This window comes from Streptomyces sp. NPDC101237, from assembly GCF_044767465.1.
Lineage (GTDB): Bacteria > Actinomycetota > Actinomycetes > Streptomycetales > Streptomycetaceae > Streptomyces > Streptomyces gramineus.
In genome coordinates, this window is the sequence record NZ_JBIWNY010000008.1 from 97,810 (window position 1) to 113,582 (window position 15,773).

General features: G+C 71.5%; 14 protein-coding genes and 1 riboswitch. All 14 genes read right to left on the minus strand.

Features of this window, described 5'->3' with window-relative positions; translation table 11 throughout:
* Positions 1-185: 185 nt before the first annotated feature.
* The 14 genes from ACIRQ9_RS14955 to ACIRQ9_RS15020 all read right to left on the minus strand — a co-directional run bounded on the left by ACIRQ9_RS14955 (position 186) and on the right by ACIRQ9_RS15020 (position 15,293).
* Positions 186-1,565 (minus strand): NAD(P)/FAD-dependent oxidoreductase, encoded by a 1,380-nt coding sequence (locus ACIRQ9_RS14955; RefSeq protein WP_404171990.1) that lies wholly within the window; start codon positions 1,563-1,565, stop codon positions 186-188.
* Positions 1,566-2,030: 465 nt separating this feature from the next.
* Complete coding sequence (locus ACIRQ9_RS14960; RefSeq protein WP_404171993.1) at positions 2,031-2,972, minus strand: exopolyphosphatase; 942 nt, start codon at positions 2,970-2,972, stop codon at positions 2,031-2,033.
* A complete protein-coding gene (locus ACIRQ9_RS14965; RefSeq protein ID WP_404171996.1) occupies positions 2,969-3,499 on the minus strand; it encodes a DUF501 domain-containing protein in 531 nt (176 codons plus the stop codon). The genes ACIRQ9_RS14960 and ACIRQ9_RS14965 overlap by 4 nt, the downstream gene beginning before the upstream one ends.
* A 29-nt stretch (positions 3,500-3,528) precedes the next feature.
* Complete coding sequence (locus tag ACIRQ9_RS14970; RefSeq protein WP_351935620.1) at positions 3,529-4,005, minus strand: septum formation initiator family protein; 477 nt, start codon at positions 4,003-4,005, stop codon at positions 3,529-3,531.
* Between the two features lie 108 nt (positions 4,006-4,113).
* Positions 4,114-5,400 carry a phosphopyruvate hydratase gene (gene eno / locus ACIRQ9_RS14975; RefSeq protein ID WP_351320945.1) on the minus strand — a complete coding sequence of 429 codons (1,287 nt, stop codon included), beginning with the start codon at positions 5,398-5,400 and terminating at the stop codon, positions 4,114-4,116.
* Between the two features lie 355 nt (positions 5,401-5,755).
* On the minus strand, positions 5,756-6,442 hold the full coding sequence (locus tag ACIRQ9_RS14980; RefSeq protein WP_404172000.1) for a transglycosylase family protein: 687 nt from the start codon (positions 6,440-6,442) through the stop codon (positions 5,756-5,758).
* Between the two features lie 3 nt (positions 6,443-6,445).
* Positions 6,446-6,617, minus strand: a riboswitch (cyclic di-AMP (ydaO/yuaA leader).
* A gap of 194 nt (positions 6,618-6,811) precedes the next feature.
* Positions 6,812-7,813, minus strand: coding sequence for a transglycosylase family protein (locus ACIRQ9_RS14985; RefSeq protein ID WP_404172003.1), 1,002 nt, complete (start codon positions 7,811-7,813; stop codon positions 6,812-6,814).
* A 125-nt stretch (positions 7,814-7,938) separates the two neighbouring features.
* Entirely contained in the window at positions 7,939-9,249 is a 1,311-nt protein-coding gene (locus tag ACIRQ9_RS14990) for a cytochrome P450 (protein ID WP_404172006.1), read from the minus strand.
* Between the two features lie 96 nt (positions 9,250-9,345).
* Positions 9,346-10,341 carry a nucleoside triphosphate pyrophosphohydrolase gene (locus ACIRQ9_RS14995; protein ID WP_404172009.1) on the minus strand — a complete coding sequence of 332 codons (996 nt, stop codon included), beginning with the start codon at positions 10,339-10,341 and terminating at the stop codon, positions 9,346-9,348.
* 101 nt (positions 10,342-10,442) lie between these two features.
* A complete protein-coding gene (locus ACIRQ9_RS15000) occupies positions 10,443-11,090 on the minus strand; it encodes a SurA N-terminal domain-containing protein (protein WP_404172012.1) in 648 nt (215 codons plus the stop codon).
* 171 nt (positions 11,091-11,261) lie between these two features.
* Positions 11,262-12,089 carry a glycoside hydrolase domain-containing protein gene (locus ACIRQ9_RS15005; RefSeq protein ID WP_404172015.1) on the minus strand — a complete coding sequence of 276 codons (828 nt, stop codon included), beginning with the start codon at positions 12,087-12,089 and terminating at the stop codon, positions 11,262-11,264.
* Between the two features lie 85 nt (positions 12,090-12,174).
* Entirely contained in the window at positions 12,175-13,662 is a 1,488-nt protein-coding gene (locus ACIRQ9_RS15010; RefSeq protein WP_404172460.1) for a protein kinase, read from the minus strand.
* A gap of 38 nt (positions 13,663-13,700) precedes the next feature.
* On the minus strand, positions 13,701-14,321 hold the full coding sequence (locus ACIRQ9_RS15015) for a hypothetical protein (protein WP_404172018.1): 621 nt from the start codon (positions 14,319-14,321) through the stop codon (positions 13,701-13,703).
* A gap of 252 nt (positions 14,322-14,573) precedes the next feature.
* Positions 14,574-15,293, minus strand: a complete 720-nt coding sequence (locus tag ACIRQ9_RS15020; protein ID WP_404172021.1) for an HNH endonuclease family protein — start codon at positions 15,291-15,293, stop codon at positions 14,574-14,576.
* Between the last annotated feature and the right edge of the window lie 480 nt (positions 15,294-15,773).

The following is a 15,773-nucleotide window of genomic DNA, read 5'->3' on the forward strand; positions in this document are numbered from 1 at the left end:
GCAGCATCGCAGTCCCGCAAAGGAGTTACGACTGGGCAAAACAGCTGTAGCGGCCATGCAGTTGCGGGCGGGCCCGGGAACGCCGAAGGACCTCCCGCACCACGGATGGCGGGAGGTCCTTCGGTCGGTACGGCGGCCCGGGGCCGTGGCGGGCGGCCACGGCCGGGCGGGCCCGGCGATCCGGGCTAGGAGGCCTTGGCCTTCTCCTCGGTCTTCGGGGCGGCGACCGGAGCCGGCTTGGCGGCCTCGTAGAACTCCTCGCGGGGGTTCTCCATGGCACCCAGGGACACGACCTCGCGCTTGAGGAACATGCCGAGCGTCCAGTCGGCGAAGACGCGGATCTTGCGGTTCCAGGTCGGCATCGCCAGACCGTGGTAGCCACGGTGCATGTACCAGGCCAGACGGCCCTTGACCTTGATCTTCGTCTTGCCCAGGACGATCATCGCGACGCCCTTGTGCAGACCCAGACCGGCGACCGCGCCCTTGTTGGCGTGGCTGTACTCCTTCTGCGGGAAGCCCCGCATGCCGGAGACCACGTTGTCGCCGAGGACCTTGGCCTGACGGAGCGCGTGCTGCGCGTTCGGCGGGCACCAGGCGTTCTCGACGCCGGCCTTGCGGGCGGCGACGTCCGGCACCTGGGCGTTGTCGCCCGCGGCCCAGATGTAGTCGGTGCCCTGCACCTGGAGGGTCGGGGCGGTGTCCACGTGACCGCGCGGGCCGAGCGGCAGACCGAAGCGGGCGAGCGCCGGGTTCGGCTTGACGCCGGCGGTCCACACGATCGTGTTGGAGTCGACCTCCAGGCCGTTCTTCAGCACGACGTGGCCGCCCACGCAGGAGTCCATCGAGGTGGAGAGGTAGATCTCCACACCGCGGCTCTCCAGGTGCTCCTTGCCGTAGAGGCCGAGCTTCGGGCCGACCTCGGGAAGGATCTTGTCCGCGGCGTCGACGAGGACGAAGCGCATGTCCTCACGGGACACGTTCTTGTAGTACTTCGCCGCGTCGCGGGCCATGTCCTCGACCTCGCCGATGGTCTCCGCGCCCGCGAAGCCGCCGCCGATGAAGACGAAGGTGAGCGCCTTGCGGCGGATCTCCTCGTCGGTCGTGGAGTCGGCCTTGTCCAGCTGCTCCAGGACGTGGTTGCGCAGCCCGATGGACTCCTCGATGCCCTTCATGCCGATGCCCTGTTCGGCGAGGCCGGGGATCGGGAAGGTGCGGGAGACCGCGCCGAGCGCGATGACCAGGTAGTCGAAGGGCAGCTCGTACGCCTCGCCCACGAGGGGGGCGATCGTGGCGACCTTGCGGTCCTGGTCGATGGTGGTGACCCGGCCGGTGAGGACCTCCGCCTTCGGCAGCACGCGTCGCAGCGGGACGACGACGTGCCGAGGGGAGATGCTGCCGGCGGCGGCTTCGGGGAGGAAGGGCTGGTAGGTCATGTACGACCGGGGGTCGACGACCGTGACGGTCGCCTCGCCGTAGCGCATCTTCTTGAGGATGCGCCGAGCTGCGTACAGGCCTACGTACCCACCGCCTACTACGAGGATCCTGGGACGCTCCGTGGTGCTCATGGCATCGAGTATCCACCCGCCTCAGGGGGGGCGCTCGTGCGCCCCTTCACAAGGTTGCACAGGGGTCGTGCTACACTCCGCCGCCCACGTGATCCACGTCATGGTCGACCGTGGGAACCGACTTCCGATACGACCCGTTGTCAATGCCGTGTGAGCTGCTCCTCCGGGCATTCGGGGGACCCCTCGGGCGGCCGATGTCATCCGCGCGAACAGCTCCCGAAACACCCCTGAAACGCTCTCCTGAGCACGCGCGCGCGGCCGTTGAGCCCCCGAACGGTCCAACAGGACCCCCTGGACCCCCCACCTGCGCCGAATTCCTTGTGAAGAACTTCACGAAGTTTTCCGGCGGGGTGTCGTGGCACGGCGTGTCACAGGCCGTCCGGGACGCTCACCCGCCGCCCCCAGCGCTCATCCGAGGAGGTCGCGGGGGGTCGGCGGGGCGGCCGGGGACACCGGCCGCGGGGGTCAGGCGAGGGACCAGGCGATGCCGTCGAGGATGTCGTGCTCGCTCACCACGACCTCCGCCGCGCCGATCCGCTCCATGATCGACAGGAGCACGAGGGCGCCCGCGCCGATGACGTCGACGCGCCCGGGGTGCATGGAGGGGATGGCGGCACGCTCGGCGTGGGTGGAGCCCAGCAGCCGCGCGGTGATCTCCCGGACCCGCTCGTAGGGGATGCGGGAGTGGTGGATGGCCGCGGAGTCGTACTCCGGCAGCTCCTGGTGGATCGCCGACAGCGTGGTGACGGACCCGGCCAGGCCGACCAGGGTGCGCGCCTCGCGCAGTGGCACGGTCTGCTCCGCGAGGTCCAGGGCGCGCTCGATGTCGGCCCGTACGGCGGCGGTCTCCGCCTCGGTCGGCGGGTCGCTGACCCGGCCCTCGTGCACCAGGTGCCGTTCGGTCATGCGGACGCAGCCGACGTCCACGGACCGCGCGGCCCGCACCCGGTCGTCGCCGACGACGAACTCGGTGGAGCCGCCGCCGATGTCCACGACGAGGAAGGGGCGGGCGAGGTCGTCCCGGCCCGTCAGCTCCTTCGTCGCCCCGAGGAACGAGAACTCGGCCTCCTGGTCGCCGCTGATGACCTCCGGCTCCACACCGAGGATGTCCAGCACCCCGCGCACGAACTCGTCGCGGTTCTCGGCGTCCCGGGAGGCGGAGGTGGCCACGAACCGCAGCCGCTCCGCGCCGTACTCCTTGATGACGGCCGCGTACTCCCGGCAGGCCGCGAAGGTCCGCTCCAGCGCCCGCGGCGCGAGCCGCCCGGTCCGGTCGACGCCCTCGCCGAGCCGGACGATCACCATCCGCCGGTCCAGATCGACGAGTTCACCGGTCACGGGGTCGGCGTCGGCGACGAGCAGCCGGATGGAGTTGGTACCGCAGTCGATGGCGGCGACACGGGTCACTGGTCCTCCTCCCCGGACGGCGTCACGCACGCGCCCTTGGCCCACCACTCGGGCAGCAGGGCGATCGCCTCGTCGCCGAGCGGGTTCACGCCGGGTCCGGCGGCCAGCGAGTGCGCCACCAGCACGTGCAGGCACTTCACCCGGTCCGGCATCCCGCCGGCGCTGGGAAAGCCCGCCAGCACCTCGATCTCGTCCCGGCGCCGGACGTAGTCCTCGTGCGCGGCCCGGTAGGCCGCCGCCAGCTCCGGATCGCTCTCCAGCCGCGCCGTCATCTCCTTCATCACGCCGTTGGCCTCCAGAGTGCCGATGGCGGACGCGGCCTTCGGGCACGTGAGGTAGTACAGCGTCGGGAACGGCGTGCCGTCCGGCAGCCGGGGCGCGGTCTCCACGACGTCGGGCTGCCCGCACGGGCAGCGGTGCGCGATCGCCCGCAGCCCGCGCGGCGGCCGCCCGAGCTGCTGCTGGAAGGCCTCGACGTCGGCGTCGGTCGGCTCGGTGCGCGGAGTGGAGGGCGGAGGCGTGTGCATGACTGTGTTCTGTGCGGCTTTCTGTCGGTTCACTGATCGGACGCGTCGGACTTGTCGACGCCGTCCCAGACGTTCGCGTACCACGGCCGGTCGGCCGCGCCGAGGTAGGCGTGCGCCTGCTGGGCGGCAGCGGGGTCGATCACGATGTAGCCGGTCTCCCCGGGCATCACGTAGTGCAGCCGCTGCCGGATCTGCTGCTCGGCGTACGCGTCGTCCTGCCAGCGGGCCTTGACGTCCCGCAGCTGCTCGACCCGCTGCCTGGCCTGCTTCTGCTGACGCTCCTGGTCGGCGATCTCGGCCCGCTGGGAGACGTACTGACGCATCGGATAGGCGAGCGCGACGATCATCGTGCACAGCACGATCGCGAGCAGCGCGGCGCGCCCGGTGAGCCGGGAGCGCCTGGCCTGCCGCTTGGTCTGGGAGCGGTAGACCCGGGCCGCCGTCTGCTCGCCGAGCAGTTTCAGCCTGGTCGCGGTGGAGAACCGGTCCCGGTCCCTCACGGCCATGTCCCCGCCTCCCGTTCACACGCGCGTACGTCCCCGCACACGGTACGGGACCGGGTACGGGGACGTACGTACGACTGGCTAAGCCTTACCCTCTACGGGCCCTACGGCTCAGCCCTTGAAGCGCGGGAAGGCGCTGCGGCCGGCGTACACCGCGGCGTCGTCGAGGATCTCCTCGATGCGCAGCAGCTGGTTGTACTTGGCGACGCGCTCGGAGCGGGCCGGGGCGCCGGTCTTGATCTGGCCGCAGTTGGTGGCGACGGCGAGGTCGGCGATGGTGACGTCCTCGGTCTCGCCGGAGCGGTGGGACATCATGCACTTGAAGCCGTTGCGCTGGGCCAGCTCGACGGCGTCCAGGGTCTCGGTGAGCGAGCCGATCTGGTTCACCTTGACGAGCAGGGCGTTGGCGGCGCCGTCCTCGATGCCACGGGCCAGGCGCTCCGGGTTGGTGACGAACAGGTCGTCGCCGACGATCTGGACCTTGTCACCGAGCTTGTCGGTGAGGACCTTCCAGCCGGCCCAGTCGTCCTCGAACAGCGGGTCCTCGATGGAGACCAGCGGGTAGGAGGCGACGAGCTCCTCGTAGTACTCGGTCATCTCGGCGGCCGAGCGGGACTTGCCCTCGAACTCGTACTTGCCGTCCTTGTAGAACTCGGACGCGGCGACGTCGAGCGCGAGCGCGATCTGCTCGCCGGGGACGTAACCGGCCTGCTTGATCGCCTCCAGGATGAGGTCGAGCGCGGCGCGGTTGGACTCCAGGTTCGGGGCGAAGCCGCCCTCGTCGCCGAGACCGGTGGACAGGCCCTTGTTCTTCAGGACCTTCTTCAGGGTGTGGTAGACCTCGGCACCCCAGCGCAGCGCCTCGGAGAAGGACTCCGCGCCGATCGGGGCGATCATGAACTCCTGGATGTCCACGTTGGAGTCCGCGTGCGAACCGCCGTTGAGGATGTTCATCATCGGCACCGGCAGCAGGTGCGCGTTGGGGCCGCCCAGGTAGCGGAACAGCGGCAGGTCGCTGGCCTCGGAGGCGGCGTGCGCGACGGCGAGGGAGACGCCGAGGATGGCGTTGGCGCCGAGCGAGCCCTTGTTGTCGGTGGCGTCCAGGTCGAACATGGCCTGGTCGATCAGGCGCTGCTCGGTGGCGTCGTAGCCGACCAGCTCCGGGCCGATCTGCTCGATGACGGCGAGGACGGCCTTCTCGACACCCTTGCCGAGGTAGCGGTTGGGGTCGCCGTCACGGAGCTCGATGGCCTCGAAGGCGCCGGTGGAGGCGCCGGAGGGAACGGCGGCACGACCCGTGCTGCCGTCGTCGAGGCCGACCTCGACCTCGACCGTGGGGTTGCCTCGGGAGTCCAGGATTTCCCGGGCTACGACGACGTCGATGGACGGCACGAGCATCTCCTTCTTGGGATGTGACGCTGGTTGTGCGGGCGCACGCGGGCCTTGTCGGCCCTTGCTCAGCCTTGCGACTAGAGCCTAACCGCCCCGGACCCGTCAGACGGCCGACCGACCGGCCCGTGGACACACTGACGGTACTCATTGTTCATGTACGGAACAAAGGGGGGTCCGGTGAAAAACGGAAGAAGAGCGGGTCACGAAGAGGCCCGCGGGAGGCGGCCGCGGACACGGCCCCGCCCCGGTGCGTACGGGGGAGAACGCACCGGGGCGGGAGTCAGCCGGGGGGACGGGGGCGGCCCGCACGTGGACCTCGCCACGAGGACCACGGCCGCGCGGGGGCTGCGGTTGGGCGGGCCTACTTCAGGTGCAGCTGCTGGCCCGGGAAGATGAAGTCGGCGTCGTCGACGATGTCCTTGTTCAGCTTGAACAGCGCCTGCCAGCCGCCCTTGACCTTGTGCTTCTCGGCGATCGAGCTGAGCGTGTCGCCCTTGACGACCTTGTACTCGCCGTCGCCCTTCTTCACCTTCTTGCCGGTCGGGGTGGTGACCGTCTTCTTGGCGGCAGGACGCTCGGCGGAGCGGGAGGCGGCCTGGCTGTCGGTGGAGCGGGTGGCGGTGCCGCCGCCCGACGAGCTGCCGGAGCCGGAGGAGCTGGAGCCGCCGGTGTAGGCGGCACCGGACAGGCCCTTGCCGCAGACCGGCCAGGCGCCCTTGCCCTGCGCGGCGAGGACCTTCTCGGCGACCGCGATCTGCTGCGCCTTGCCGGCCTGGTTGGCCTGCGCGGCGTACTGCGTGCCGCCGTACGCGGCCCAGGTGGAGGCGGAGAACTGCAGGCCGCCGAAGTAGCCGTTGCCGGTGTTGATGGCCCAGTTGCCACCGGACTCGCACTGGGCGACGGCGTCCCACTCGGAGGCGGTGGCCGCGGAGGCGGTGCCGGTGGCCATCAGCGGAGCGGCGATGGCGACACCGGTGACGCCGGCGAGCGCGGCGACGCGGGTGGCCTTGGACGGACGACGGTGCTTGCCCTTGCCGGAAAACAGCATGGAGAATCCCCTCACCGACGCCTGCGAGGTGAGCTGTCGGGTTCGGGCCGGTTGAGTTGCCCGGCCGCACACCTCACGGTGCGCGGCTCCACCCCTAGCCGGACACGGCGGTCTCAACCACCGGTCCCGGCACCTACCTTGGGTCCCCCGCTCCTGCCTACGGCGCTTGACGCGACGACTGTTCCCGGGCAGCCGCTGGCAGGACTCGGCGTTGCGACAACCGGGGCTCGTGGTGACGAGCGGCCTCGACCGTAAACAGGCGATCAGGGGAATTTCAAAGATGATCAGGGCTTCTGAGACTCATCCCACACTTTCACCGAAACGGACATTCAACTCGAAGCGGGACGTCAACTCCCGCCGGTTTTGGCCCTATTCGGTGCCGAGTTTCAGGGTCTGACCGGGGGCGATGTCGTTCGGGTCGGTGCCGATGTCGGCCTTGTTGGCGGCGTAGAGCGCACGCCATCCGCCGTCCAGGTCAAGGGAGTCGGCGATGGAGGCGAGCGTGTCGCCGTCGCGCACGGTGTAGGTGTCCGCGCTCCGGGAGGCATGACGACCGGAAGACATCCCGCTCTGACCGTTTGTCACGCTTTCGTCCGCCGAGCCGCCACGGTGCTTGCCGCTGCTGCCGACCGCACCCGTGTCGACCAGATCCCAAGAACTGCCCGTCTGCCACGAATTGTCCGACTCGTCTGCTTCGGGGACGACCGGGTTCTCGCTCGCTTTCGAGCTGTCCGAGCCGCCCGTTCCCTTCCCCGCCGTCTTCGAGGAGGCGGCGGGAGCGTCCTTGCCGGAGCCCTTGCTCGCGCTCGGCGACGGCGTGACGGACGCGGAGTCCGAGGCGCCCGCCGAGGAGTCGGAGGGGCCGGAGTCCGGGGAGGCGGAGGAATCCGATGAACCAGAAGAAGAGGACGAATCCGACAGCCCGGAGGAGGAGTCGGCGGAGCCGGACGCGTCGCCCGAGTCACCGGCGCCCGTGTCGACGCTCACCGAGGCGTCGTCCGAGGAGAGCCCGGAGAGCAGGGCGCAGGTCCGCCACGGCTTGGTGCCCTGGTCGGCGAGGATCTTCTCGGCGACCGCGATCTGCTGCGAACGGCTCGCCTGGTCCGGCGTGCCGGCGTACTCCTGGCCGCCGTAGTGGTCCCAGTCGTCCTGGGACATCTGCAGGCCGCCGTAGTACCCGGTGCCCTCGTCCATGCTCCAGGAGCCGCCGCTCTCGCACTCGGCCACCCGGTCCCAGGTGCTGCCGTCGGCCGCGTTGGCGCTCGCCGCACCGAGGAGCGGAATGGCGATGGCCGAGCCGGTCACGCCGGCCGCGACGAGGAGCGCCGGAGCCTGACGGGGGCGACGGTGACGACCGTTCCCGGAGAGCATGCGGAGACCTTTCGAGCGACAGCGGTGACCGGCGCGACGGTCCTGCCGGCGCGCCGCACTGATGGGTGAAGGTATAGGCAGACGATCACTTGTCACAAGTTAATGCCGCGTAGATCACGTGAAGATCACATAGTTGAACCCTGGTCATCTTTACCGGTGATGGGCCCGGCGGGGGTGAACTCCACGGGGAGCGTGCGCAGTCCGCGCATGATGAGTCCGCCGCGCCAGCGCAGCTCGCTCTCCTCGGCCGCCAGCCGCAGGTCCGGCAGCCGGGTGAGCAGGGTGGCGAGCGCGCTCTGGCCCTCCAGGCGGGCCAGCGGGGCGCCGAGGCAGTAGTGGATGCCGTGGCCGTACCCGAGGTGCTGGTTGTCCCGCCGCGCCAGGTCGAGGGTGTCCGGCTCGGCGAACCGCTCCGGGTCCCGGTCCGCGGCGGCCAGCACGACCAGGACCGGGTCGCCGGTGGCGATGCGCTGCCCGCCGAGGCCGAGCGGCTCGGTGGCGAACCGCCAGGTGGCGAGCTCCACCGGCCCGTCGTAACGCAGGAGTTCCTCCACCCCGGTCTCCAGCAGCCCGCGCTCGCCCGCGGCCAGCGAGTCCTGCAGCCGGCGGCGCTGTTCCGGGTGCGTGAGCAGCGCGTACGTGCCGTTCCCGATGAGGTTGACCGTCGTCTCGAAGCCGGCGAACAGCAGGATGAAGGCCATGGCGGCGGCCTCGTTCTCGGTGAGGTGCTCGCCCTGGTCGGAGGCGCGGATGAGCCCGGAGATGAGGTCCTCGCCGGGAGCGGGCTCGGCGGTCAGCGCCTCGCGCTTGCGGTGGATCAGCTCGGCCAGGTAGCCGCGCATCTTCTTCACGGACCGCGCGACCCCGCCCCGCGGTCCGCCGCCGTGCCGGATCATCATCCCGGCCCAGTCCCGGAAGTCGTCCTGGTCCTCGCGCGGGACGCCCAGCAGGTCGCAGATGGCGTAGATGGGCAGCGGGAAGGCGAACTCGTGGATGAGGTCGGCCTCGCCGCGGCCGGCGAACCCGTCGATGAGCCGGTCGGTCAGCTCCTGCACCCGGGGCGCGAACTCCGCGACCCGGCGCGGGGTGAAGGCCTTGCTGACGAGCCGGCGCAGCCGGGTGTGGTCCGGCGGGTCGATGTTCAGCAGGTGCGTCATCAGCTCGGCCTTGCGCTCACCCGGGATCCCGGTCTTCCCCTTCGCGTGCGCGGGCTCGTCGTGATGCGCCGGGTTCTTGGACAGCCGGGGGTCGGCCAGGGCCTGCCGGGCGTCGGCGTAGCGGGTGACCAGCCAGGCCTCGACCCCGCTGGGGAGCCGCGTACGGTGCACCGGCGCGTGCTCCCGCAGCCAGGCGTAGGCGGGATAGGGGTCGGCGGCGAACTCCCAGGTGAAGAGTTCGGGGGCGGCGGTGGCGTCGGAGGCGGGCTGGTCGGTCACCTGATGACGGTATCCGGCGGCGTGCGCCGCCCGGACCGCGCGTCGTCGGTCCAGGCGAGGGGGGCCGCCCCCTCCCGGCCCCGTCCGCGGCGGTCCCTACGCGTCCACCCCTTCCGCCGCCCGTACCGCGTCCCGGTAGGCGCGGGCCGCCGTGCGCAGGGCCGCCTCCGGGTCGACGCCCTCCGTCTCGGCCCGTACCGCCAGGGCGAGCAGTTCGTAACCGATGCCCCGGGCCTGCGGGAGGGGTACGTCCAGGCCCGCCGTGTGCACCCGGGAGGCGAGCTTGGCGGCCAGGGCGAGTCCGGGCTGGGCGAGGGGCACCCCGTCGGTGACGGACGCGCGGCGCTTCTCGATCGCCTTCGTGCGCAGCCAGTGCTCCTTGACCTCCTCCGGGGTCGTGGCGGTCTCGTCGCCGAAGACGTGCGGGTGACGGTGGATGAGCTTCGTGACGATGCCGGCGGCCACGTCGTCGACCGAGAAGGGGGCCTCGGGGTCCTCCTCCGCGATGCGGGCGTGGAAGACGACCTGGAGGAGCACGTCGCCCAGTTCCTCGCGCAGTTCGTCGCGGTCGCCGGCCTCGATCGCCTCGACGAGTTCGTAGGCCTCCTCGATGGCGTACTTCGCCAGCCCCTCGTGGGTCCGCCGCGACGACCAGGGGCACTCCCGGCGGATGCGGTCCATGACCTGGACGAGGTCGAGGAGCCGGGCGCCGGGCAGGTCGTAGGAGGCGGGCAGCAGCTCCAGCTCGGGCATGGCGATCCGGCCGGAGCCCGCCATGCGGGCGAGGCCGTCGGTGAGCGCCGGCTCGCCCTCGCCCGTCGCGACCACCACCACCGTCCGGCCGCCGGCGCAGGCGTCGACCAGTTCCTCGGCGGTGGGCGCCGACTCGTCCACGGTGGCGCCGGCCTCGCGCAGGTAGGGCAGCTGCGGGTGGGCGCCGTCCGCGCACAGCACGCGGTCCGCCGAGCGCAGTGCCTGCCAGGCGGGCCAGGACAGCAGGCCGGGGGCGACCCGGTGGCTGGTGGTGAGCAGGACGATCCGGCCGGGGTCGGGGACGGGCGGGACGGAGGGCCGCGAGCTGGTGGTGTTCACGATCCGAACGTAACGCACCCGCGCCGCCCGCCCCGGGCGTTGTCCACAGGCCGGGGGTGATCAGGTGATCGTATGACCACCGGGTGTCCGGCCTGCCCGTCCTATGCCGTGGCCTGGGTCCCCGACGACGTGACCTCCCGGACCCACGGCGTCTTGGCGTCCACCCGGCTGCTCTTCTCGACGTCCCAGGCGCCGTAGCGCGGGTTGAGGTCGACGTGGAGTTCCTGGGAGGCCTTGGACAGGGCCTTCCAGAAGGCGGGCTGGCTGGTGTCGGTGCCCAGCCGCCTGGCGAGCTTCTGCGCCTCCAGCTGGAGGCGCAGGTTGTCGTCCAGGCGCTTGGGCGCGATGCCGTACTTCTGGAGCCAGGCGGTCTTCAGCGCCTCGGAGCCGCCGGCCTGCTGGGCGAGGCCGGTGCGCATCTGCTGGATCTCCTTGCGGGTGACGCTGATGCCGTTGTCCTGGGCGGCGCGGTGCAGCACCTGGTCGAGGACCATGTTGTGCAGGGTGTCCCGGGTCAGGCTGCTGGTGGCGGCGAGCACCTGCTGGTACTGCTGGTCGTCCGGCACCGCCGCGCGCTGTGCCTGGCGCACCTCGTTCACCCGGGTCTCCAGCTGGGCGACGGTGATCCGCCGGCCGCCGACGACGGCCGCCGCGCCCGGGTGCGCCTGGCTTCCGCAGGCGGACAGGAGGGGGACCGCGGTGGCGATCGCGGCGGACAGGACGAGCGCGGTGCGACGGCGGCGGTGCAAGGATGCCTCCCGAGGAGATTGTGCGACGGTGCACAAAGTCTTGCGGTGATCGATGGTAGGCAGTGGGCAAGCTCTGGCCAACCCATTCGACCAACGATTCACACGCGCATCCGGCACCGCCGCGCCACCCTCCGCAAGGGTTTGCGGTACGGACCGCCGCGGCGAACGGCCTCAGCCGGTGATCGCCACCGGGGCGTCCCACGCGTCACGGTCCACGGTGATCGTGTAACCGCCGCGGGTCTCCTTGCTGTTGACCATGTACTGGTGCGCCCGGCTGTGCCCGGTGAACTGGGTGGCGCCGAACGGCCAGTCCGCCGTCGTGGTGTTGTGCTTGTCCCACAGCGCGTACCAGAGGTTGCCCGGCAGGTCCGTCTTGTCCTCGGCGTTCGCGATGGCCTTGGCGCTGGAGCTGGTGAAGCCGTAGTAGCCCGCGCGGTAGGTCTTCGCACGCAACTGCTTGTCGAAGGAGCGCACGTAGGTGAGCACGGCGTTGTTGCACGCCGTGTTCGTCGTGTCGTACGCCTCCATGTCCAGGTAGATCGGGCTGCCCGCCTTCATGCCGAGGGCGGCCGCCTTGGCGACGGCGTCGGTGGCGTCGGCCGTGCCCAGGGAGGCCGCGTTGGCGGTGGTCATCTTCTCCGGGCTCGAACCGCTCTGGCAGGACGGCTGGGCGCCGACGTAGAGCGGGATGAGCTTCCAGCCCGTCGCGGTCACGGACTTGACCCAGGAGGCGGTGAGGTTGGGCTGGGCGCAGCCGCGGTTCTTGCCGCCGACGTAGACGGCGGCGGCCCCGTAGAGGCCGCCGTACCAGGCCTTCATCGCGGCCGCCGAGGGCGCGGCGCAGGTGTCGAACGCGCGGCCGGTGTAGGTCTTCTGAGCGGGCCAGGTGGTGGCCGCCATGGAGGTCTGCGCGGCGATCCCGGCCCCGGCGACGACCGCGGCTCCCGCGACGCCCCACGTGATGTATCTGCGCTTCTTCGACTGCCGATGGCTGGACATGCCGTGACTCCACCCCTGAATTTCCGTGTCCGTGCCGCGCGAAAAGGCCACGCGGAAAGCAGATGCAGTATGAACGGTGGGCGGACTAGCCCCGCACCTGCCCCAGCCACTGCAGCGTCCGCCGGATCTCTCCGGCCATCGGATGGCCGGGCCCGTGCAGCCGTTCGACGTCGAACAGCAGCCGGGTGAAGGTCTCCTGACCGGCCGGGCGGTCGCCGAGCGCGAGCAGCAGGTGCCCGATCCGGCGCCGCACGTCGTGCGCGAGCTGCGGGTCGCCGGCCACGTACTGGTTCTCGTAGTACGGCAGCAGCGAGCGGTACTCGGCGAGCGCCGCGGCCGGTTCGCCGAGCTGCTCCAGGCACTGGGCGGTGTCGTAGCGGAACCGCAGGGACTGCGGGTCGGCCTGGCCGGCCTCGGCAGCGCGTTCGTCGGCGAGCCGGCGCAGTTCGGGCAGCGCGCGCCGGTACTGGCCGTCGTCCATCAGCGTGGCCGCGTACTGCTTGCGCAGGGTGCGGACGACCGTGGAGCGCTCGCCGTGCTGGTCGGCGGCGACCGGCAGGATCGCGCCGAGGATGTCGACGGCCTGCGTGATGCGTCCCTCGCCGAGCAGCCGCTTCACCTCGTCGACGGCGGTGGCGACGTCCGGTCTCCCCGGCACGGCGGCCGCCGGGGCCGCGGGCTGGGGCGCGGGCAGCCGCGCCCGGTCCGGCCAGGGCGCGTGCGGGCGCACAAAGGGGCGGGTGGGGTCCAGGGGCGCCCCGGTGTGCATGCCACGCGCGGGCAGCAGCGGGACGAGGTTCTCGTACACCTCCTGCGCCGACGCGGGCCGGTGCTGCGGGTCCTTGGCGAGCAGCCGCAGCACCAGCGCCTCCAGCGGCTCGGGCACCTCGGGACGGAGCCGGCGCACCGGCACCGGCTGCTCGTACAGATGGCGGTGCAGCACGCCGAGCGAGGTGGAACCGGCGAACGGCACCTCTCCGCTGAGCAGTTCGTGCAGCAGCACGCCGAGCGCGTACAGGTCCGTGTACGGGCCGACCGCGCCGCCCATGGCCTGCTCGGGCGCCATGTAGGCGGGCGAGCCGATGGGCGTGCCGGTGTGCGTCAGGCGGGTGCTGTCGGTCTCCATCACGGAGGCGATGCCGAGGTCGAGGACGGTGATGGTGCCGTCCTGCTTGACCATCAGGTTCCGCGGCTTCAGGTCGCGGTGGACGATCGGCACGGCGTGCACGGCGCTCAGCACGGCGCACAGCTGCGCGGCCACCGCGACGGCCCACGGCCAGGGGTACGGGTCGTGCTCCGCGAGGTGCCCGGCCAGGTCGGTGCCGTCCACGTACTGCATGACGAGGAACAGCTCCTCGCCCTCGGTCCCCGCGTCGTGCACGGTGACCAGGCCGGGATGGTCGACCTGGGCGGTCACCCGGCACTCCCGCAGGAACCGGCGGCGCAGCTCGTCGGCGTCGGCGCCCGCCACCTTGTCGGGGCGCAGCAGCTTCACTCCCACGCGCCGGTCGAGCCGCTGGTCGTACGCCGTCCAGACCTGGCCCATGCCGCCCTGTCCGATGAGCGTGGACAGCTGGTAGCGGTCGGCGACGACGCGGTCGGGCGTCACGGTCACCTTCCGCCCTCGCCGGTGCCGTCGTGCTTGCGCAGGTAGTCGCTCAGCTCGTCGAGTTCGGCACGCACCTGCTCGATCCGCGCGGGCGCCGGACGCTGCGGCGGGGCGGGTATCGGGGGCTGGGAGTGCGGCGGCAGGGCGACGGGCGGCACGGTGTGCGGGGGCGGGGTGTGCGGGGGCTGCGCGCCCATCGGCGTCGTCACCGTGGTGTACGGGGAGGCGGGCTGCGGATAGCCGTACCCGGGCGCCGCGTGCTGCGCCGCGTACGCCTCGCGCCGGCGCTGGAAGTGGCGCACGTCGGCGGCGAGGTAGTAGACGACGGAGGCCAGGAGAGCGCCGAACAGCAGCGTGATCCCCAGGTAGCCGCCGGCCGTGTGCACGTCCTCGCCGGGCTCGGTGGCCAGCAGCACGATGCTGAGGATGTCGGCCGCGGCGACCGCCACCAGCAGGCCGTAGTCCGCGGATCGGCGGGTCACCGTGGCCAGCCGCAGCATCATCACCCACGCCAGGAAGCCGACGCTGAACAGTCCCATCGCCACGAACACCACGCGCAACAGGACCAGTACCGCGTCGTGCGGCGGCCGCTGCACCGGCTGCACATGGCCCTGGCCTTGCATGATCGCTCCTGTTTTGCCTGAAATAGGGCGTACGTGCCCGTCCGGTACGTCCGCCAGCGGACGGCACCGGCCGTGCGGTGGTCGGTTCGAGCATATGGCCCGACACCGACGAGCGGTCCGGGTTGTATCGAACCGTTGTGTGGCGTTCGCCGGACGCGGCCCCGCGTCGAGGGGCGCGTGGTGCCGGCGGGCACGCGGGGAGCATGCGCGCACCCCGGCCGCGGTGGACCGGGGTGCGTGCGGAGCGTCGTGTCAGCGGGTCTTGAACCGGGAAGGGGCCTTCGTCGGGTTGCCGCCCGTGGGGAGCTTCTGGCCGGGGCAGCTCGCGAGGACCTTCTTCATGGCGGCCTTCTCGGCTGCGGTCACCCACAGCCCGTACTTCTTCTTCACGGCCACCTGCGCGGCGACGTAGGTGCAGCGGTAGTCCTTGGCGGGCGGCAGCCAGGTGGCGGTGTCGCCGTCGCCCTTGCCGCGGTTGGCGCTCGCGTTGACGGCCAGCAGGTTGAGCGGGTCGTTGGCCAGGGCTATGCGCTTGCTGCCGTCCCAGTACTTGGCGCCCGTCTGCCAGGCGTCCGAGAGGGCGACCAGGTGGTCGATGTCGACCAGGCTGCGGCCGCGCTTGTAGGTGACGTCCTTGCCGGAGTACGGGTCCGGGTCCAGCACACCGGAGGAGACCTTGCAGTCGCCGTCGGTGAACTTCACTTCCTTGAGGTCCCGCTTGAGTATGTCGTCACGGGTGTCGCAGGAGTTGGAGTCGGTGTCCGCCCAGGCGGAGCCGAACTTCTCCCGGGTGTAACCGGTCTTCGGCGCCCGGCCCTTGACGGTCAGCGCGTCGGCCGCGCTCATCGCCGCTCCCCCGCCGCCGGTCGCACCCTGGGCTCCCGGGCCCCCCTTGTCCTGCAGGTCCTTGCAGCCGGCCACGGCGAAGACCACGACCACAGCGATGACCGCCCCGCCCCTAAGACGCGCCACGTGCGCCCCCTCTTCCTTCCTCTTTCCGCCCCCACGCGGACGGATCTCTCCTGGCTCACGGTATCCGCCGCGCGGTTCACGCCGAATGGGTCCCAGAGGGAACGAAAGGCTGGAAACTCCCCCCTATCGGAACCCTTTTGACGCACCGGGAGAAGCAAGGGCGGTACGCCTTCGCGCCCGCTCACACCGCACCGCGGCCACACGCCGTACCGCACGCCTTGCCGCTCGACGACGCGTCAAACCGGCCGAGGGGACACGGGGCCGGAGCAACGGGCCGGGAGCGCAGGCCCGTTCGCCGCACCGGCGGAGCGGACACCGGGCCGGAGCGCCGAGCCGGGAGCGACGGCCTGTTCACGGCACCGGCCCAGCGGGCGCCGGGCCCGGGCAACGAGCCGAGAGCGACGGGCCGTTCCCGGCACCGGCGACACGGCCGCAGGCCGCAGGCCGCAGGCCGCAGGCCGCAGGCCGCAGGCCGCAGGC

Bases quoted from the DNA above. Each gene is read 5' to 3' on its own strand.
- ACIRQ9_RS14985 (WP_404172003.1), bottom strand. From the start codon at position 7,813: ATGCTCTCCGGGAACGGTCGTCACCGTCGCCCCCGTCAGGCTCCGGCG.
- eno (WP_351320945.1), bottom strand. From the start codon at position 5,400: ATGCTCGTGCCGTCCATCGACGTCGTCGTAGCCCGGGAAATCCTGGAC.
- ACIRQ9_RS14965 (WP_404171996.1), bottom strand. From the start codon at position 3,499: ATGCACACGCCTCCGCCCTCCACTCCGCGCACCGAGCCGACCGACGCC.
- ACIRQ9_RS15015 (WP_404172018.1), bottom strand. From the start codon at position 14,321: ATGCAAGGCCAGGGCCATGTGCAGCCGGTGCAGCGGCCGCCGCACGAC.
- ACIRQ9_RS14980 (WP_404172000.1), bottom strand. From the start codon at position 6,442: ATGCTGTTTTCCGGCAAGGGCAAGCACCGTCGTCCGTCCAAGGCCACC.
- ACIRQ9_RS14955 (WP_404171990.1), bottom strand. From the start codon at position 1,565: ATGAGCACCACGGAGCGTCCCAGGATCCTCGTAGTAGGCGGTGGGTAC.
- ACIRQ9_RS14970 (WP_351935620.1), bottom strand. From the start codon at position 4,005: ATGGCCGTGAGGGACCGGGACCGGTTCTCCACCGCGACCAGGCTGAAA.
- ACIRQ9_RS15005 (WP_404172015.1), bottom strand. From the start codon at position 12,089: ATGTCCAGCCATCGGCAGTCGAAGAAGCGCAGATACATCACGTGGGGC.